Origin of the sequence: Stenotrophomonas sp. CFBP8980, from assembly GCF_034046095.1 — a bacterium.
In the GTDB taxonomy this organism is placed as follows: Bacteria; Pseudomonadota; Gammaproteobacteria; order Xanthomonadales; family Xanthomonadaceae; genus Stenotrophomonas; species Stenotrophomonas lacuserhaii.
Map to the genome: position 1 here is coordinate 854295 of NZ_JAXCXF010000001.1, position 17628 is coordinate 871922.

The following is a 17628-nucleotide window of genomic DNA, read 5'->3' on the forward strand; positions in this document are numbered from 1 at the left end:
GTGCGTGATGTGGGGGAATTCACGACGGAATGCGCTTGTCCAGGATCAGTTGCCGGCCTTGGCCGCACGCTCACGCGCGATCAGGTGGTCAGCGATGCGCAGGTAGTCCGGGAAGGAGTTGCCCTTCACCAGGTACTTGCCGTTGATGATCAGCGACGGCGTGCCGGAGATCTTGCTGCGCTGGGCGAACTGCTTGGCGGCGTTGGTCTTGGCATTGACTGCGAAGCTGCTCATCGCGGCGCTGAACTGCTTGGCGTCCACGCCGTGCTTGGCGTAGAAGGCGGCGATGTCATCGACCGAATCACGGCCGCGCTCGCCCTTCAGGGTCTGCTCGGCGTGGATGGCGGCGTAGACGGCTTCGTGGGTCTTTTCCTGCACGCCCAGGGTCTGCGCGGCATAGAACGCACGCGCGTAGTCGTCCCAGGTGCCGCCGAACATGGCCGGCACGTAGATGAAGTTCACATCACCCGGCAAGCCGGCCTTCCACGGGCCCACCAGCGGCTGGAACGCCGCACAGGCCGGGCAGACGTAGCCGAAGATCTCGACCACTTCGACCTTGCCCGCCACCGGCTGGAACGGCTGGCCGTTCTCGATCACCACGTAATCGGTGCCGGCCACCGGTTCCGGACCGGTCAGGCGCATCGGCGCATCGTTGGCGGCTGCCGGTGCGGCTTCGCTGCCCGCCGCCTGCTCGGTGCCGGCAGCCTGTTCGCTGGTGGCCGGTGCGGCGGCATCCGCTGCCGGGGCGGTTTCGGCGGCCGGGGTGGCTTCGGTCGGCGCGGCGACATTGGCGGTGCCGTCGTCGGCCTTGCAGGCAGCGAGGATCGGCAGCAGGGCCAGCAGGGTCAGGGCGAAACGGGTCTTCATCAAAGCTTCTCCAGCAATGGTTGAAGCCGGCGTCGGGCGCCGGCCAGGAACGAATGATGACACGCAGGCGCATGGGCACCGCGTGTGGATGGCGTGTGGTTCAGCGGGCCTTGCCGGAGCGGGCCTGTGCGATCAGCGCCGAGGCAATGCGCAGCTGGTCTTCGGCACTGTTGCCCTTCACCAGGTACTGGCCGTTGATGACCAGGCTGGGGGTGCCCGGGATCCGGGTGCGGCGGGCGAACTCGCGCGCGGCGGTGACCTTGGCCTGTACCGCCTCGCTCTTCAGCGCGGCCACGTAGGCGGCCTCGGTCACGCCGTATTGCTTGTAGAAGGTCGCCAGTTCGTCGGCCGATACGTTCTGCATCGGCAGGCTGCGATCTTCGTGCAGGGCCTTGAACACCGCGCCGTGGCTGCGCTTGGCGACGCCCAGCTGGTCAGCGGCGTAGTAGGCGGTGGCCCAGGCATCCCACGGCCCACCGAAGGCGGCCGGAACGGGGGTGAAGCGCACGTCCTTGGGCAGCTTGGCGACCCAGGCGACCAGCTGCGGTTCGAAGTGCGCGCAGTGCGAACAGGTGTAGCCGAACACCTCGACGACTTCGATCTTGCCGGCCAGCGGCTGGAACGGGCCGGGCTGGGCGATGCGCTCGTAATCGCGACCTTCCTGCAGGTCGGTCGCGGCGGGCGCGGCGGACAGGGCCAGCGGCAGCAGCGCCAGCAGGGACAGCAACAGACGGGGAATCAACCTCATCGACACGCATCTCCATGAAAACAGTCGCCGGCGGGTGCCGGCGCGGAGATGAACATACCTCAGCCAGCGCCCGTGGGGGATACCGCAGGCGATGGGCGGTCGTCAGGGGGCGGCCGTCGGCGCCGCTGCGGTTGCCTGTGCGGCGACATCATCGGCGCGGTCGTGCAGGCCCTGCAGGTAACTGCCCAGCGCCTGGATTTCCTGTTCGGTGAGCTTGGCCGCCACGCTGGCCATGATCTGGAAGTGCGCTTTGTCGGTCTCCCCGGTGCGTCCGGCCTGGTACTCCTGCAGGCGACGGGACACATAACCGGCGTGCTGGCCGCTGATGTGCGGGTAGGCCGGGCCGGGATTGCCGGCACCGGTCGGGCCATGGCAGGCCATGCAGGCCGGCAGGCCGCGCGCCACGTCGCCGCCACGGTACAACTGCTGGCCGATCTCATAGAACTTCAGGCCCTTGTACGGGCCATCGGCGACGACGGTGTCATCAGCGATGCCAGAGCTGGCCTTCTGGGTGGCGAAGAACGCGCCGATGTCGCGCATATCCTGGGCGGTGAGGTCCTTGACGAAGGGCACCATGGCGACCGCCGCCCCCGAGGTGCGCTGCCCGGTGGCGATCAGCGCCATCTGCTGGGCGGAATAGCGCTCACTCTGGCCGGCGATGCGTGGGTACATCTCGATGGTCGCGTTGCCGTCCGCGCCATGGCAGGCCGCGCAGGCGGCGGCCTTGGTCTGGCCGGCCTTGGCATCGCCCCATTGGGTCTTGCTGAAGTCGATTTCCAGCGATGCGGTCTGGATCGGGCCGTTGTCCGGCAGCGGGGTGATGCTGGTCTGCGCCCAGGCGGCAGCGCCCAGGATGGATATGGCGACAGCGGAAACGGCAATAACGCGAGCGTGGCGCATGCTAAAGCTCCGTTCTGGTCCGGCCAGGCCCTCCGCCCGGATACCCCGGATTATCAACGCCGGTTCATGGCACGGTCAAACAATGGTCGGGCGCGCGGCAGCGCAACATGCGATCCTATGCGCCATGTCTCTTCTCATCGAACGCGCGCACTACTTCGTTTCGGCCCACAACATGCGGCAGCTGCCGCCTGATGAAGGTGCCGAAGTAGCCTTTGCCGGCCGCTCCAACGCCGGCAAGTCCAGTGCCTTGAACGCCCTGACCCGCCAGAACGCGCTGGCCCGTGTGTCCAAGACCCCCGGTCGTACCCAGCAGCTGGTGTTCTTCCGGGTCACCCCCGAGGCCCATCTGGTGGATCTGCCCGGTTACGGCTACGCCAAGGTGCCGCTGGACCTGCAGGCGCACTGGCAGGCCTTCATCGACCAGTACTTCCGCACCCGGCAGGCCCTGCGCGGCCTGGTGGTGGTGATGGACATCCGTCATCCGCTCAAGGAATACGACCGGCAGATGCTGTCCTATGCGGTGCAGCGCGGCCTGCCGGCGCATGCGTTGCTGACCAAGGCCGACAAGCTCAGCCGCAGCCAGCAGATGATCTCGTTGAACAAGGTCAAGAAAGAACTGCACGAAGCCTTCGGCGATACCGTTGGCGTGCAGGTGTTCTCCGGCGAAAGCCGGCTGGGCGTGGACGAAGCGCGCGGCATCATCGGCGGTTGGCTGGGTCTCTGACCCCGGCGCGGTAGTGACGGCCGCTGGCCGTCTGCTTCTGCTGTTGGTGGCGACGACCGTTGGTCTTGGTGGGTGACGACCGTTGGTCGTCACGCTTGTGCCTGCCGCTGCGCTCGCCGAGCATGGCTCGGCGCTACCGGTCCTCGACCCCGCCCGGGTCCGCTGGCCGTCTGCTTCGGCGGTTGGCAGGCAACGACCGTTGGTTGTGGTGGGTGACGACCGTTGGTCGTCACGCTTGTGCCTGCCGCTGCGCGCGTCGGCGCAACCCTCGACACGCGTGTCGGAATCGGCCATGGCGGTCGGGACGAACGTCATCCCTCCAGTGTACGGGGGTCAAGCCCCCGCAGGTGGGATGCTGAAGTCCGTCACGGAGGCGTGACGCGGGCAGGCCTCACGCTATAGTGCGCCCTTGTGATGACGGGGCCGCAGCCCCATTCCATCCGCCACCCCACCAGCGAGCCTGTCCCTTGTCGAGCCCCAGCCACGTCGCGCAGACGCCCATCACTGACCGTTCGCAGCTGGTGGAGGTGATCGCCTCGGGAGAGAAGCCGCGCGCCGCCTGGCGCATCGGTACCGAGCATGAAAAATTCGGCTTCCGGCTGGACGACCTGCGTGCGCCCACCTTCGACGGTGATCGCGGTATCGAAGCACTGCTGCAGGGCCTGCAGCGGTTCGGCTGGGAAGCGGTGCAGGAAAAGGGCCGCACCATCGCCCTGCTGCGCGACGGCGCTTCGGTGACCCTGGAGCCGGCCGGCCAGCTGGAACTGTCCGGCGCGGCGGTGGAGACCATCCACCACACCTGCGTGGAAACCGGCACCCATCTCAACGAAGTAGCGCAGGTGGCCGGTGAGCTGCAGCTGGGCTTCCTCGGCATGGGCTTCCAGCCCAAGTGGACGCGCGATGAGATGCCGTGGATGCCGAAGGGCCGCTACCAGATCATGAAGAACTACATGCCCAAGGTCGGCTCGCTCGGCCTGGACATGATGACCCGCACCTGCACGGTGCAGGTCAACCTGGATTACGCATCCGAAGCGGACATGGTGAAGAAGTTCCGCGTGTCGCTGGCACTGCAGCCGATCGCCACCGCGCTGTTCGCCGATTCGCCGTTCACCGAAGGCAAGCCGAATGGCTACCTCAGCTATCGCTCGCACATCTGGACCGATACCGATGGCGACCGCACCGGCATGCTGGACTTCGTGTTCGAGGACGGCTTCGGTTACGAGCGCTACGTGGATTACCTGCTCGATGTGCCGATGTATTTCTCTTACCGCGATGGCGTGTACCACGATGCCAGCGGTCAGAGCTTCCGCGATTTCATGGCCGGCAGGCTTCCGGTGCTGCCGGGCCAGCTGCCGACCCTGACCGATTGGGCCGACCACATGACCACCGCCTTCCCGGAAGTGCGGTTGAAGAAGTACCTGGAAATGCGCGGCGCCGACGGGGGCCCGTGGAGTCGCCTGTGCGCGCTGCCGGCCTTCTGGGTGGGCCTGCTGTATGACGATGAGGCCCTGGATGCAGCCTGGGACCTGGTGCGTGATTTCACCCTGGTCGAGCGCCACGCGCTGCGCGATGGCGTGCCCAAGCATGCGATGAACCTGCCGTTCCGCAACGGCACGGTGCGTGATCTTTCGCGCGAGGCGGTGAAGATCGCGGTGGGTGGCCTGAAGCGCCGCGCTGCGTTGAACGCCGACGGCATGGACGAAAGCCATTACCTGGACGTGCTGCAGGAAATCGTCGAGTCCGGCCTGACCCCGGCCGAGCGCAAGCTGGCGCTGTTCCATGGGCGCTGGAATGGCGACGTGGACCACGTGTTCCGCGAATTCGCATACTGATTGCTGCGGCGAACGGCGGAGCCCCTCGTGGTGGGTCGCTAAGTGCGGGTTCTTTGGTTTGGGCCGGGCGCGAGGGGTTGGTGGGGGACGGCAGAAACTGCGTCCATGCGGGCCTCGTTTCGCGCCATCCTTGGCGCGGGTCCACGCCATCGCATTCGCGCTGTCGCTCCCACGCCTTGCTGCGCAAACCCTGGGCCCCGTCTCACCAGCACCCACACCCCGCCGCTTCGCGGCCGCCCCTGACTCAGGGGCTCCCTCCACCCGACGGGCCACGGGGGCATCGGTAGCGCCGACCCATGGTCGGCGGCTTTTCATCTCGGTGCCGGACGGTTTCCGCCGACCATGGGTCGGCGCTACCGATGTGCTTTTCTTGTTTTTAGCCGTGGTGGGCCGCCGCAGAATTCCGGCAGGGCCGGGCGATGGGGTTGGGCGGGGGCGTTGAGCGCCAGGGATGGCGCGAAACGAGGCCCGCAGGATGCGGCTTTTGCCGTCCCCCGACCAAGCCCATCGCCCGGCCCCAACGCAGTGGAACGCTCCTCGCGAACCACCACGAGGGGCCGCGCCGTTGGCCTGCCTGATCAGCCCTTGATCGAGGCCATGTCGATCACGAAGCGGTAGCGCACGTCATTCTTCGCCATGCGCTCCCACGCTTCGTTGACGTCCTGGATGTTGATCACTTCCACGTCGCTGACGATGCCGTGCTCGGCGCAGAAGTCCATCATTTCCTGGGTTTCGGCCATGCCGCCGATGGCCGAGCCGGTCAGGTGCTTGCGGCCGAAGATCACGCTCACGCCGGTCAGCGGCGGGTCCAGTTCGGTCAGCACGCCCACCAGGCACATCGTGGCATCGCGCTTGAGCAGGCCCATGTACGGGTTGGTGTCATGCCCGACCGGGATGGTGTTGAGCAGGAAGTCGAAGCTGCCCGCATGGGCCTTCATCTGGTCCGGATCACGCGACACCAGCACTTCATCGGCGCCCAGGCGGGTGGCATCGGCGCCCTTTTCGGGGGTGGTGGTGATCATCACCACGTGCGCACCGAGCGCCTTGGCGAACTTCACACCCATGTGGCCCAGCCCGCCCAGCCCGATCACGCCGACCTTCTGGCCGGGGCCGACCTTGAAGTGCTTCAGCGGCGAATAGGTGGTGATGCCGGCGCACAACAGCGGCGCGGCGGCTTTCAGGTCCAGCGTCTCGGAGACCTTCACCACGAAGCGCTGCTCCACCACGATGTGGTCGGAGTAGCCGCCCTGCGTCGTTTCGCCGGTATGGCGGTCAGTGCCGTTGTAGGTGAACGTCGCGCCTTCGGCGCAGTACTGCTCGAGATCGTGGCTGCAGGCTTCGCAGTGGCGGCAGGAATCGACCATGCAGCCGACGCCGGCGAAGTCGCCGACCTTCAGCGTGGTGACCTCGGTGCCGACCTCGACCACCTTGCCGATGATCTCGTGGCCGGGAACCATCGGGTACTTGGCGCCGCCCCAGTCATCGCGGGCCTGGTGCAGGTCCGAATGGCAGATGCCGCTGTACAGGATCTCGATGCGGACATCGCCGGCGCCGACGGCGCGGCGCTCGAAGGTGAACGGAACCAGCGGCGCCGTGTTGGAGTGCGCGGCATAGGCTTTGGCGAGGGACATGGGGGAATCCTTGGCAGGGTTTATGGAAAGGCGCTTTACAATACGCCCGCGGCGGGGCGCTACATAGGCCGTTGATCGGGATGATTCATCAAGGCGGACAGGATAATGGCGACGGATAACCTCACCCATCTCGCGGCGTTTGCCGCCGTGGCGCGCCATCGCAGCTTCCGCCGCGCCGCGGCCGAACTGGCGCTGTCCACGTCGGCGGTCAGCTATGCCATCCGTGCGCTGGAAGAACGGCTGGGCGTAGGGTTGTTCCACCGCACCACGCGCAGCGTCTCGCTGACCGAGGCCGGGCAGCGGCTGATGGAGCGGCTGCAGCCGGCACTGGGGCAGGTGAGCGACGCACTGGAAGAAATGAACCAGTTTCGCGCCACGCCGGCAGGGTTGCTGCGCATCAACGCGGCCCGCGCCGCCGTGCCGACCCAGCTCAGTCCGCGGCTGGCCGATTTCCTGCGCGCGCACCCGGACGTGCGCATCGAGGTGACCGAAAACGACGGATTGGTGGACATCGTCGCCGAGGGTTTCGACGCGGGCGTGCGCCTGCACGAGTTCGTGCCCGAAGACATGGTGGCCGTGCCGCTGGGGCCGGCCCTGCGCGGCATGATCGTGGCCTCGCCCGCCTACCTGGCCCGCAACGAAACCCCGCAACACCCGCGCGACCTGCTGCGCCATCAGTGCATACGTTTCCGCTTCGCCAGTGGTCATCTGTACAAATGGCAGTTCGAACGTGGCGATGAAACGCTGGAGATCGACGTCCAGGGCCGGATCACCTTGAGCGAGCAGACCACCATCGTGCGCGCCGTGCTGGACGGGCTGGGCATTGCCTACGTGCTGGAAGACGCCGCGCGTCCGTGGCTGGCGTCCGGGCAGCTGGTGAGCATGCTGGAAGACTGGAGTCCGCCGTTCCCGGGGTTCGTGCTGTATTACCCGCGGCAGCGGCAGATGACCTCGGCGCTGCGTGCGTTCGTGGACCTGTTGCGCGTGGCGTGAATGGCGCCCGCGCGCCATCTGCATCCGGCCCCGGGCCTGCGCCGCTCATCTGCACGACGGGTACGCGCGGGGCACTGCCGCACACCGGATGACGGGTACAACCGCAAGCGGGCCATTGTCGGAAATCCGGATGCCCGACCGGGCAGATTCCTTGCAATCGCCGTGGACCGGGCAACGCAGGATCGGGCTGCTGCACGCGCACCCGCCATGAAGCAGGCGCCAACCGCCGGCGTTGCCGCGGCAGCACTCTTCTGCCATGGCCAAGGTGTATACCCGCATGCAATCACGCGCTTCCAATCCCGCCGTACTAACCCGGGCGTGGCCCACTCCCACCCCTGATCTTCCCGCCTGCTCGGCGCTGCAGTCGTTGCAGGATCCCATGGCTGCCTGCTTTCTCGGGCCCTTCGCCGACGACGACGGGTTCATCCAGCAGCTGCTCCACGACTTCTTCGGCGATCATGTCCAGTGGCGTCGAAGCCTGCACCCGCAGGGCGACGGGCCCGTGCCGCCCACGCGCGCGGCGTCGCCGAAATACCGTCAACTGCAGAAGCGCATGTTCGAAGAACTCAGTGCACTGTCCGAGGCACTGAAAGATTCGGTGCCCTTCCACAGTCCGCGCTACATCGGCCACATGTCATCGGACCTGCTGCTGCCCGGCCTGTTGGCGCAGATGCTGACGCTGCCTTACGACCCCAACAACATCAACACGGACTCCGGCGCGGTCACCATGCGCATGGAAATGGAGGTTGGCCTGCAATTGGCCCGCATGCTCGGCTGGCCCCACGATGTCAGGCAGCCGAACTGTGCCTTCGGCCACCTGACCTCCGGCGGCACCACCGCCAACTACCAGGCGCTGCGCCTGGCCATGTCACTGAAGGCCTGGCCGGTGGCGCTGCGGGCTGCCAAGGTGCCGGACATCCCCCTGCCGGTGGACGACGACACGGCGTTCAACTGCGGTCCCGCCGCCGGCATCGCGCTGTTCCAGCAGTGGCAGGCGTGGATCGCCGCGCTGCCACCTGCTGATCGCCCGCGGTGGCGTGCACGGGTCGCTCAGCAGCAGGTCGAAACACTGGGTCTGAACGAATTCTTCGCCCGCCATCCCACGCTTCGCGTTCCGCAGGTACTGGCATCGTCGACCGTGCATTATTCCTGGAACAAGGGCATGAAGCTGGTCGGCCTGGGGAAGGCGCAACTGCGGCTGCTGCGCACCCAAGGCATGCGACTGGACATCGAGGCCCTGGACGAAGCCTTGCGTGACTGCGCGCGCACGCGGCAGCCGGTGCTGATGGTCGTGGCCGTGCTGGGCAGCACCGAGTACGGCAGCATCGACCCGGTCGAGGCGATATGCGATGCCCGTGATCGCTCGAGCCGCGCAGGGCTGGGCTTCGGCGTGCACGTGGATGCGGCATGGGGCGGCTACCTTGCCAGCGTGTTCCGCCATGAAAGCGGGACGTTGCGGTCGCTGCAGGACATGCGCGCAGAGTATCGCGACTTCCCGCAACCCTATGTCTACCGGGCGTTCGAGGGCCTGGCCCGGGCAGATTCGGCCACCGTGGATCCGCACAAACTGGGCTACCTGGCATGCGGCGCAGGCGCCTTCGTCTGCCGTGACAACCGCGCGATGCCCTTGCTGGCCGAACAGGCCGACTACGTGTTCGCCGGCAATCCCGCGGCCGGTTACATCGGTCAGTATGCGCGCGTGGGGCAGTTCACTCCGGAGGGCTCGCGGCCGGGGGCGATGGCCGCGGCGGCCTATGTCAGCCAGCGCGTGCTGCCGCTGGACCATGCCCATTTCGGCGTGCTGGCACGTCGCACCCTGCTGGCCGCCGAGTTCTTCACGGGCCAGGCGAGGGGCTTCGCCGAACGTGTTCGCGACGTAGCCGAAGTGCTGGTGCCCTGTGAGCCGGACAGCAACCTGGTTTGCCTTGCCTTGAACCCGCAGGGCAACGTCTGCATCGAAACGGCAAGCCGGTTCGTGCAGCAGCTCCACGATCGGCTCAGGCCTGATCCGGCGGGAAATGGTTGCCCGGCCTTCCTCGCTTCCAGTACCGCCCTGCGGGAGCAGGCGGTGGGCAGGCGGGACATGCAGCGCATCCTGCGCCAGCTCGGCCTGGACGGTGGCGAGGCCGGCAGCGTGGGCAGCCTGTCCATCCTGCGCCACTCGCTGATGAATCCCTTCCTGCTGCATGCCGAGGCTGCAGGGGAAGCGAACGACCCCATCACGCAGTATTTCGTGCACCTGGAAGGGCTGGTGCGGGAACTGGCGGCGGGCTTGCGGTGATCCTTCCATGACGTGGGCTGGACCGCCACCGCGGACACTAATATACTGTCCCCCAGTATAGTTCCATGGCTACTGCCCGATGCCGCATTCCGCTGAAGAAAAGAAGAAGGTCCTGGCCCGCGTGCGGCGCATCCGTGGCCAATGCGATGCACTGGACCGTGCGCTGGAATCCGGCGCGGACTGCGGCCCGGTGCTGCAGCAGATCGCGGCCATCCGCGGTGCGGTGAACGGGCTGATGTCCGAAGTCATGGAAGCGCACCTGCGCGAGGAATTCGGCCAGCCCGCAGCGTCCGAAGCCCAGCGTGCCGAGCGCGTGCGCGACATGGGCGCGCTGATCCGCTCCTACCTGAAATGAACCGTGCCCGCCGCGTGCGGGCGCTCGTCAACACGCGCGCAACACGCGCCTGCCTACCCTTGTCCTTGCCCGTCCCCTGGAGAATCCCATCATGAAGTCCCGCGCCGCCGTAGCCTTTGGTCCTGGCCAGCCGCTGAAGATCGTCGAGATCGACGTCGCCCCGCCGAAGAAGGGCGAGGTGCTGGTCAAGATCACCCACACCGGCGTCTGCCACACCGATGCGTTCACGCTGTCCGGTGATGACCCGGAAGGCCTGTTCCCGGCCGTGCTGGGCCATGAAGGCGCCGGCATCGTGGTGGAAGTGGGCGAGGGCGTGACCAGCGTGCAGCCGGGCGACCACGTCATCCCGCTGTACACCGCCGAGTGCGGTGAATGCCTGTTCTGCAAGAGCGGCAAGACCAACCTGTGCGTGGCGGTGCGTGCCACCCAGGGCAAGGGCGTGATGCCAGATGGCACCACCCGCTTCAGCTACAACGGCGAGCCGATCTACCACTACATGGGCTGCTCCACCTTCAGCGAGTACACGGTGGTGGCCGAAGTGTCGCTGGCGAAGATCAACCCCGAAGCCAATCCGGAACACGTCTGCCTGCTTGGCTGCGGCGTCACCACCGGCATCGGCGCGGTGCACAACACCGCCAAGGTGCAGGAAGGCGACAGCGTGGCGGTGTTCGGGCTGGGCGGCATCGGCCTGGCGGTGATCCAGGGCGCGCGGCAGGCCAAGGCCGGGCGCATCATCGCCATCGACACCAATCCCGCCAAGTTCGAGCTGGCGCGTGAGTTCGGTGCCACCGACTGCGTCAACCCGAGCGAGCATGAAGCGCCGATCCAGCAGGTGGTCGTGGAAATGACCGGCTGGGGCGTGGACCACAGCTTCGAGTGCATCGGCAACGTCAACGTGATGCGCGCTGCACTGGAATGCGCGCACCGTGGCTGGGGCCAGTCGGTGGTGATCGGCGTGGCCGGCGCCGGCAAGGAGATCTCCACCCGTCCGTTCCAGCTGGTGACCGGCCGTACCTGGAAGGGCAGCGCGTTCGGCGGGGTGAAGGGACGCAGCCAGCTGCCGGGCATGGTCGAAGATGCGATGAAGGGCGATATCGAACTGGCGCCGTTCGTCACCCACACCATGGAACTGGAAAAGATCAACGAAGCCTTCGACCTGATGCATGAAGGCAAGTCGATCCGTTCGGTCGTGCATTTCTGATGGGGGAACACAGCATGCAACGCATTGAACACCGCGCCTGTTCCGGCGGCTGGCAGGACGTCTACCAGCACCGTTCGCAGGTGCTGGACTGCGAGATGAAATTCGCGGTCTACCTGCCACCGCAGGCCGCCACCCAGAACACGCAGAAGCTGCCGGTGCTGTACTGGCTGAGTGGGCTGACCTGCAACGAGCAGAACTTCATCACCAAGGCCGGCGCCCAGCGCTACGCCGCCGAGCACGGCATCATCCTGGTGGCGCCGGATACCAGTCCGCGCGGCGATGAGGTGGCCGATGCGGAAGGCTACGACCTGGGCAAGGGCGCGGGGTTCTACCTCAACGCCACGCAGGAACCGTGGGCGCGCCACTACCGCATGCACGACTACATCGTGGACGAGCTGCCGGCGTTGATCCAAGCGCATTTCCCGGCAAGCGATGCGCGCGGCATCAGCGGTCATTCGATGGGCGGTCACGGCGCGCTGGTGCTGGCCCTGCGCAATCCCGGCCGCTACCGCAGCGTATCGGCGTTCTCACCGATCGTGGCGCCCAGCCAGGTGCCGTGGGGCGAGAAGGCGTTCACTGCCTACCTGGGCACCGATCGCAGCGCGTGGGCGGCGTGGGACGCCACCGAATTGGTGGCCACGGCAGCCGAGCGGCTGCCGCTGCTGGTCGACCAGGGCGACGCCGATGAGTTCCTCGGGGCGCAGCTGCAGCCGCAGCGCCTGCAAGCGGCCTGCGAAGCGGCCGGCCATCCGCTGCAGCTGCGCCTGCAACCCGGTTACGACCACAGTTATTACTTCATCGCCAGCTTCATCGGCGATCACATCGCCCACCACGCCAAGGCGCTGTGACCGGGTAGCGCCGGGCATGGCTCGGCGCTACGGGACAGCGCGACCTTCCTGGTCAGTCGTCGTTTTCTTCGGCGGCTTCGCGACCCTGTTGGCGAATCAGCGCTTCCTCACGTGCATCGTTGATGGCGTGGCGGACACTGTCCAGGTCGATGGTGGTTTCATCATGGACGAAGGTGCCGGTCAGCGGCGAGTCGGGCAGCAGGTCACCGGCTTCAAACAGCGCCCACATCTCTTCGCCGTACCAGGTGTCCAGCAGCTCCGGGGCAAAGCGCCCCAGGTAGGCGGTGAGATTGTTGACGTCGCGCAGCAGCATGCTGCGCGCGGCATTGTTGCCCGCGGCACTGACCACCTGCGGGAAATCGATCACTACCGGGCCCTCCGGGTCCACCAGCACGTTGTACGGTGACAGATCGCCGTGGATCAGGCCGCAGCACAGCATGCGCACCACCTGGCGCACCAGCACCTGATGGTAATCGCGCGCCTGGTCCGGCTCCAGCTCCACTTCGCCCAACCGCGGGGCGGAGAAGCCCTCGGCATCGGTGACCAGTTCCATCACCAGCACGCCGTGGTAGTAGCCATGCGGCTCGGGGACGCGGACACCGGCGTCGCGCAGCTGGTACAGCGCGTCCACTTCGGTGTTTTTCCAGGCGGTTTCCTGCTGCTTGCGGCCGTACTTGCTGGCCTTGCCCACGGCACGGGCTTCGCGGCTGCCACGGACCTTGCGACCTTCCTGGTACTGCACGCGCTGCTGGAAGCTGCGCTGTGCCATGTCCTTGTAAACCTTCGCGCAACGCACATCGTCACCGCTGCGTACCACGTACACAGCCGCTTCCTTGCCACTCTTGAGTGGGCGCAGCACTTCATCGATCACGCCGTCGTCGATCAGCGCCTGCAGGCCTTGGGGGGTCTTCACATAACCTCGGTGGGACGGCCGGCGCCAACGGCGGGCCTGAAAGGGGGGTGATTTTCGCACCTTCCTGACCCGGCGGCCACCTGCCCCTTCCTGCGGAAGCCGCCGGGCATGGCGCGGCGTTACGAGCGGACGTCGTGCAGGGTCCAGTGCGGGCCGGCGAGCAGGCGCAGGCGTTCCTTCAGGATCTCGCCCTTGATCGTGGTGCGCGCTTCAAGCTTGATCTGCAGGTCGTCCTGGCTGCCGGTCACGCTGGCGGCAGGGTCGGTGACGCCCCACTGTTCGGGCACCGCGTCCGGATCGGACTGCTTGGCCTTCCACTTCTCGAACAGCGTCGGGTTGGCCAGGGCAGCCTGCAGTTGCTCGGCGAAGCCCTCGGCACCATGGGCGGTGAAAGCAAGTTCGGCATCGCTGCCGCGGGCCTTGGCCGGGTCCGGCAGGCTGATGTAGTACGTGGTCATTGGCATCTCCGTTCAAGGGTGCAAGCGTTGCAGGCGGCCGGTGCACGGTGCGTGCAGGACCGCCGCAGGCTACTCATTCGAAGCGGTGCGGTCCATCGGCGAAACCGACCGTCAATGCCCCCTTGCCCACGTTGACCATGCCGGTCAGGCTCATCACCGTTTCCAGCACCGCCACGCCGTGGTCGCTGCAGACCTGGCGCAGCGCATCGTAGCCGGGCAGGGCGCGCAGTTCGTCCAGTTCGCCGCCGTAGCTCAGGCATACCGCCGGGGTCATCAACCCGGCGCGTACGCGCTGGCCGACCACCTCGAACAGCTTGGTCACCGCGTTGTCGAAGCCCTTGATCTTGGCCACCGGGCCGGTCTCGCCGCGGTAGCCGTGCAGCACCGGCTTGATGTCCAGTGCACTGCCCAGCGCGGCGCTGATCAGGCCGACGCTGCGATCCCCTTTGTGGCGGGCGCGGGCGCGCATGTAATACAGATCGCGGGTGATCATGTAGCCATGCACGTTGCCAGCCAGTTCTTCCAGCCGCTCGCGGATCTGCTGCACGCTGGCGCCGCTGTCGCGCAGCCGCACCGCTTCCACCGCGGTCACGGCCTGGGCGGCGAACAGGTTCTGGGTGTCGATCACCCGCAGCGCGAACGGCGAATTGAAGCCGGCCGCCTGGCGCACCGGTTTGTAGTCGTTGAGGATGGCGAAGCTGGCCTGCAGCGCGTTGTCGTGGATCGGGCTACGGGTCTTGGTGATGGTCAAGCAGAACACGTGGTCGTAGTCGATCACCAGGCGCTGCAGGAACAGGTCGCGGATCTGCTGGACGCTGAAGGGGATGGTCTCCGCCTCCGCGCCGTTCTCGGCCACGTGGGCATGCAGGAAGCTGAGCGTGGCCTGCTCGTCGCGATGGTCGGCGAGGATGGCGTCGCCGATCCGTACCGTGATCGGCAGCAGGACGATGTTGTGCTGGGTGATGAAGTCCTGCGGCAGGTCGCAGGCTGAGTCAACGACGATTCCGATGCGCATTCGCAGGCCCCCTCCAGGCGCGTTTACCGCTTCATAAGCGTGAAACGTATCGCACTTTTGGGAATTCCGCGCGTGCCATCGGCGTCCCGGTGTCCAGCGGCTGCGGTGCACCGCAACCGGCCCGGGCGTGTCCTTGGGGCCCGGATCCGGGCCCTTGGCCGGGCCAGGTCAGGGCTGCGCGGTGCGCGGCAGGTAACGGTCGCGCAGTTCGGTCTGGCGGGAACGCATCGGCATCGCGCGTCCGCCCAGCCACACCTGTTCGGCATAATGCGCCACGTCCAGCGGATCGCCTTCCCACAGCACCAGGTCGGCCAGCTTGCCCGGCTCGATGCTGCCGATGCGGTCGCCCACGCCCAGCGCCTGCGCCGGGACCCGCGTCAGGCCGGCCAGTCCGTCGGCCCACGGCAAGCCATGCGCCACCGCATTGCCCGCCAGCTGGCGCACCTTGCGCGCATTGTGGGAGGCATCGCCGCTCTGGGTGAAGCTGACCTCCACCCCGGCCTTGCGCAGGCGGGCGGCATTTTCCAGGGTCGCGCCGATCTGGTCGAAGGTGGTCGGCAGGTTGCCCAGCGCATCGACGAAGACCGGCACGCGGGCCTGGGCCAGTTCGGGTGCCAGCTGCCAGGCCTCGGCGCCGCCGGCGATGGCGATCTTCACCTTCTCGCGTGCCGACCAGCGCAGCAGCTGGCGGATGTCCGAGGCACGGTCCACCTCGATGATGATGCGTCCCTTGCCGGCCAGGTAATCGGCCAGCGTGCGCCGGCCGGCGGGGGTGAGCAGGGCATGCGGGGAATCAGGGCCGACGCGGCCACGGGCCTCGTCGATGACCTGCTGCAGCAGCATCCACTGGGCAGCGCGTGACTTGCCTGTCAGCTCCGCCGCTGCCGAACCGAGCCGCAGGTACAGCGCGCGCGGACCGATCGGATCGGCACTGCCATCCAGCCGCACCACGCCGCCCTGCCCGGCGATGAAGCCGCCGCCGGTGTGCGCGCCCAGCGCGGTAAAGCCGATGCCTTCCACGCGTGCCACCGGGATCAGGATCGAGGCGGGATTGAAGGCCAGGGTGACATCGAACTCCGGTCGCAACGGCTGCTCGCCGAGGGTCAGCGTGCTGTCCACCGTGCTCTCTTCGCCGGACACTTCCTCGATGCCGATTTCGGTGATGCCACCGAACAGCGCGGGCGTCAGCGGACGGCCCTCGGCCTCCACCACCGCCACGCCGGCCGGTGCGGCAAGGCCGCTGCCGACCGACTGGATGACGCCGCCGCGCACCAGTACATCGGCATGGGACAGGCTGCCGCGGGCGCTGGCGGTATGCACCGTGGCGTTGCGGATCAGCAGGTCCTGCGCGGTGGCGGGCAGGGCGGCCAGGCCCAGCAGCAGGGCGAGGGCGTGCGCGGTCTTCATGGGTGCACGGATCATCAGCGCACCTCCTGGCCGAGTCGGAAATCAGACACGGGCTTGCTGCGCGGATCGGCCCGGTCGAAGTATTGGTGGCCGTCAATGAATACCTGGTCGGCCAGCGCATAGGAGCTGAAAGGATTGCCGTTCCACACCACCACGTCGGCGTTCTTGCCGACTTCCAGCGTGCCGGTCCTGGCTTCGATGCCTAGTGCCTTGGCCGCGTTGGCGGTCATCCAGGTGATGGCGCGTTCCGGCGCGATCGTCGGCATGTTGGCGCGGCGCGCGGCGGCGATCACCTTGGCCGCTTCCTGGTTCAGGCGCTGGATGCCCTCGGGTGAATCCGAATGCACGATGGCGCAGCTGTTGGCGGGCCGATCAACCAGCGCGATGTTCTCCTGGATGCCGTCGAAGGCTTCCATCTTGAAGCCCCACCAGTCAGCCCACAGGGCGCCGCAGACGCCTTCCTGGGCCAGCCGGTCGGCCAGCTTGTAGGCTTCCACGCCGTGGTGGAACGCGGCGATCTTGAACCCGAACTCATCGGCCAGGTCGAGCATGGTGGCCATCTCATCGGCGCGGTAACAGTGGATGTGCACGCGGATGTCGCCCTGGATCGCGCCGGCCAGCGTGTCCAGTTTCAGGTCGCGCTTGCCACCGCTGTCACCGCTGCTGTCTTCCTTGTCGCCGCCGAACCAGCGCTTGCGCTTGGCCGGCTTGGCGGTGTTCTTGGCGATGTATTCGCTGGCATCGATGAAGGCGGCGCGGTAGCCGGCCACGTTGCCCATCCGGGTGCCCGGTGCGGTGCCCTTGCCGCCGTACACGCGCTTGGGATTCTCGCCGCAGGCCATCTTCAGCCCCCACGGCGCACCGGGGAACTTCATCGCCTGGTAGGTAGTGGTGGGCACGTTCTTGAGCACCACGCCGCGGCCGCCGACCAGGTTGGCCGAACCGGGCAGCACCTGCATGCTGGTCACCCCGCCGGCCAGCGCCTCGGCGAAACCGGGATCCTGCGGCCACACCGAATGTTCGGCCCAGACATTGGCGGTGACCGGGGCGGTCATCTCGTTGCCATCGCTGTGCGCGCTGACGCCAGGGCTGGGGTACACACCGAGATGCGAGTGCACGTCGATCAGGCCGGGTGTCACCCAGCGCCCGTGCGCGTCGATGCGGCGCACGTCGCTGCCTGCCTGCAGGGCGCGGCCAACCTCTACCACTTTTCCGTCACGCAGCAGTACGTCCGCATCGTCCAGGCGCTGCCCGGTGCCGGTCAGCACGGTGGCGTTGTGGATCAGCACGGCCTCGCTGCTGCGCGGCTGGTAGGTGCTGGGATACGGATCCTGGATGAAACGCGAAGCGCCGGTGGCCGGCGCAGCGGCCAGCGACAGCAGCGCCAGGCCGATGCCGGCGCGCAGCAGGTTGTGCATGGAGTCCCCGAGAGCATGGTGGTGCAGGTCGATGACG

Annotated in this window: 16 protein-coding genes; 7 read left to right on the forward strand and 9 right to left on the reverse strand. The window is 67.2% G+C overall.

Features of this window, described 5'->3' with window-relative positions; translation table 11 throughout:
* Window positions 1-45: 45 nt before the first annotated feature.
* The 3 genes from SOM47_RS03770 to SOM47_RS03780 all read right to left on the reverse strand — a co-directional run bounded on the left by SOM47_RS03770 (window position 46) and on the right by SOM47_RS03780 (window position 2515).
* Window positions 46-867 carry a thiol:disulfide interchange protein DsbA/DsbL gene (locus tag SOM47_RS03770; protein ID WP_042614141.1) on the reverse strand — a complete coding sequence of 274 codons (822 nt, stop codon included), beginning with the start codon at window positions 865-867 and terminating at the stop codon, window positions 46-48.
* Between the two features lie 100 nt (window positions 868-967).
* Window positions 968-1615, reverse strand: coding sequence for a thiol:disulfide interchange protein DsbA/DsbL (locus SOM47_RS03775; protein ID WP_042614140.1), 648 nt, complete (start codon window positions 1613-1615; stop codon window positions 968-970).
* 102 nt (window positions 1616-1717) lie between these two features.
* Window positions 1718-2515, reverse strand: coding sequence for a c-type cytochrome (locus tag SOM47_RS03780; protein ID WP_320504805.1), 798 nt, complete (start codon window positions 2513-2515; stop codon window positions 1718-1720).
* Window positions 2516-2639: 124 nt separating this feature from the next.
* Here SOM47_RS03780 and yihA point away from each other — a divergent pair, with 124 nt between their 5' ends.
* Together yihA and SOM47_RS03790 are read left to right on the forward strand one after the other, a co-directional pair.
* Window positions 2640-3239: a ribosome biogenesis GTP-binding protein YihA/YsxC gene (gene yihA / locus SOM47_RS03785; RefSeq protein WP_042614138.1), complete on the forward strand. Its 600-nt coding sequence runs from the start codon at window positions 2640-2642 to the stop codon at window positions 3237-3239.
* 467 nt (window positions 3240-3706) lie between these two features.
* The gene (locus SOM47_RS03790; RefSeq protein WP_320504806.1) at window positions 3707-5071 is read left to right on the forward strand and encodes a glutamate--cysteine ligase; all 1365 of its coding nucleotides are present in this window, start codon (window positions 3707-3709) and stop codon (window positions 5069-5071) included.
* Between the two features lie 578 nt (window positions 5072-5649).
* On the opposite strand, the gene SOM47_RS03795 is transcribed toward SOM47_RS03790, so the two are convergent.
* The gene (locus SOM47_RS03795; protein ID WP_192082915.1) at window positions 5650-6702 is read right to left on the reverse strand and encodes an NAD(P)-dependent alcohol dehydrogenase; all 1053 of its coding nucleotides are present in this window, start codon (window positions 6700-6702) and stop codon (window positions 5650-5652) included.
* 105 nt (window positions 6703-6807) lie between these two features.
* On the opposite strand from SOM47_RS03795, the gene SOM47_RS03800 reads away from it, so the two are divergent.
* The 5 genes from SOM47_RS03800 (at window position 6808) to fghA (ending at window position 12380) form a co-directional block, all read left to right on the forward strand.
* Window positions 6808-7695, forward strand: coding sequence for a LysR family transcriptional regulator (locus tag SOM47_RS03800; protein WP_320504807.1), 888 nt, complete (start codon window positions 6808-6810; stop codon window positions 7693-7695).
* A 379-nt stretch (window positions 7696-8074) separates the two neighbouring features.
* Window positions 8075-9976, forward strand: coding sequence for a pyridoxal phosphate-dependent decarboxylase family protein (locus SOM47_RS03805; RefSeq protein WP_320504808.1), 1902 nt, complete (start codon window positions 8075-8077; stop codon window positions 9974-9976).
* Between the two features lie 79 nt (window positions 9977-10055).
* Window positions 10056-10331, forward strand: coding sequence for a metal/formaldehyde-sensitive transcriptional repressor (locus tag SOM47_RS03810; RefSeq protein WP_320504809.1), 276 nt, complete (start codon window positions 10056-10058; stop codon window positions 10329-10331).
* A gap of 91 nt (window positions 10332-10422) precedes the next feature.
* Window positions 10423-11532, forward strand: a complete 1110-nt coding sequence (locus SOM47_RS03815) for an S-(hydroxymethyl)glutathione dehydrogenase/class III alcohol dehydrogenase (RefSeq protein ID WP_042613676.1) — start codon at window positions 10423-10425, stop codon at window positions 11530-11532.
* A 14-nt stretch (window positions 11533-11546) separates the two neighbouring features.
* Complete coding sequence (gene fghA / locus SOM47_RS03820; RefSeq protein WP_320504810.1) at window positions 11547-12380, forward strand: S-formylglutathione hydrolase; 834 nt, start codon at window positions 11547-11549, stop codon at window positions 12378-12380.
* 52 nt (window positions 12381-12432) lie between these two features.
* On the opposite strand, the gene SOM47_RS03825 is transcribed toward fghA, so the two are convergent.
* The 5 genes from SOM47_RS03825 to SOM47_RS03845 all read right to left on the reverse strand — a co-directional run bounded on the left by SOM47_RS03825 (window position 12433) and on the right by SOM47_RS03845 (window position 17591).
* Window positions 12433-13293, reverse strand: coding sequence for a PA4780 family RIO1-like protein kinase (locus SOM47_RS03825; RefSeq protein ID WP_042613677.1), 861 nt, complete (start codon window positions 13291-13293; stop codon window positions 12433-12435).
* A gap of 119 nt (window positions 13294-13412) precedes the next feature.
* Entirely contained in the window at window positions 13413-13757 is a 345-nt protein-coding gene (locus SOM47_RS03830) for a hypothetical protein (RefSeq protein ID WP_182657706.1), read from the reverse strand.
* Between the two features lie 67 nt (window positions 13758-13824).
* A complete protein-coding gene (locus SOM47_RS03835) occupies window positions 13825-14766 on the reverse strand; it encodes a DegV family protein (protein WP_320504811.1) in 942 nt (313 codons plus the stop codon).
* Window positions 14767-14934: 168 nt separating this feature from the next.
* On the reverse strand, window positions 14935-16173 hold the full coding sequence (locus SOM47_RS03840) for an amidohydrolase family protein (protein ID WP_320505057.1): 1239 nt from the start codon (window positions 16171-16173) through the stop codon (window positions 14935-14937).
* A 14-nt stretch (window positions 16174-16187) separates the two neighbouring features.
* Window positions 16188-17591: an amidohydrolase gene (locus SOM47_RS03845; protein WP_320504812.1), complete on the reverse strand. Its 1404-nt coding sequence runs from the start codon at window positions 17589-17591 to the stop codon at window positions 16188-16190.
* Between the last annotated feature and the right edge of the window lie 37 nt (window positions 17592-17628).

What these genes read in the sequence shown, in the direction of transcription:
- SOM47_RS03780 (WP_320504805.1), bottom strand. Translation starts at nt 2,515, where the DNA reads ATGCGCCACGCTCGCGTTATTGCCGTTTCCGCTGTCGCCATATCCATC.
- SOM47_RS03840 (WP_320505057.1), bottom strand. Translation starts at nt 16,173, where the DNA reads ATGAAGACCGCGCACGCCCTCGCCCTGCTGCTGGGCCTGGCCGCCCTG.
- SOM47_RS03830 (WP_182657706.1), bottom strand. Translation starts at nt 13,757, where the DNA reads ATGCCAATGACCACGTACTACATCAGCCTGCCGGACCCGGCCAAGGCC.
- fghA (WP_320504810.1), top strand. Translation starts at nt 11,547, where the DNA reads ATGCAACGCATTGAACACCGCGCCTGTTCCGGCGGCTGGCAGGACGTC.
- SOM47_RS03775 (WP_042614140.1), bottom strand. Translation starts at nt 1,615, where the DNA reads ATGAGGTTGATTCCCCGTCTGTTGCTGTCCCTGCTGGCGCTGCTGCCG.
- SOM47_RS03810 (WP_320504809.1), top strand. Translation starts at nt 10,056, where the DNA reads ATGCCGCATTCCGCTGAAGAAAAGAAGAAGGTCCTGGCCCGCGTGCGG.
- SOM47_RS03770 (WP_042614141.1), bottom strand. Translation starts at nt 867, where the DNA reads ATGAAGACCCGTTTCGCCCTGACCCTGCTGGCCCTGCTGCCGATCCTC.
- SOM47_RS03805 (WP_320504808.1), top strand. Translation starts at nt 8,075, where the DNA reads ATGGCTGCCTGCTTTCTCGGGCCCTTCGCCGACGACGACGGGTTCATC.
- SOM47_RS03845 (WP_320504812.1), bottom strand. Translation starts at nt 17,591, where the DNA reads ATGCACAACCTGCTGCGCGCCGGCATCGGCCTGGCGCTGCTGTCGCTG.
- SOM47_RS03795 (WP_192082915.1), bottom strand. Translation starts at nt 6,702, where the DNA reads ATGTCCCTCGCCAAAGCCTATGCCGCGCACTCCAACACGGCGCCGCTG.
- SOM47_RS03815 (WP_042613676.1), top strand. Translation starts at nt 10,423, where the DNA reads ATGAAGTCCCGCGCCGCCGTAGCCTTTGGTCCTGGCCAGCCGCTGAAG.
- yihA (WP_042614138.1), top strand. Translation starts at nt 2,640, where the DNA reads ATGTCTCTTCTCATCGAACGCGCGCACTACTTCGTTTCGGCCCACAAC.
- SOM47_RS03800 (WP_320504807.1), top strand. Translation starts at nt 6,808, where the DNA reads ATGGCGACGGATAACCTCACCCATCTCGCGGCGTTTGCCGCCGTGGCG.
- SOM47_RS03835 (WP_320504811.1), bottom strand. Translation starts at nt 14,766, where the DNA reads ATGCGCATCGGAATCGTCGTTGACTCAGCCTGCGACCTGCCGCAGGAC.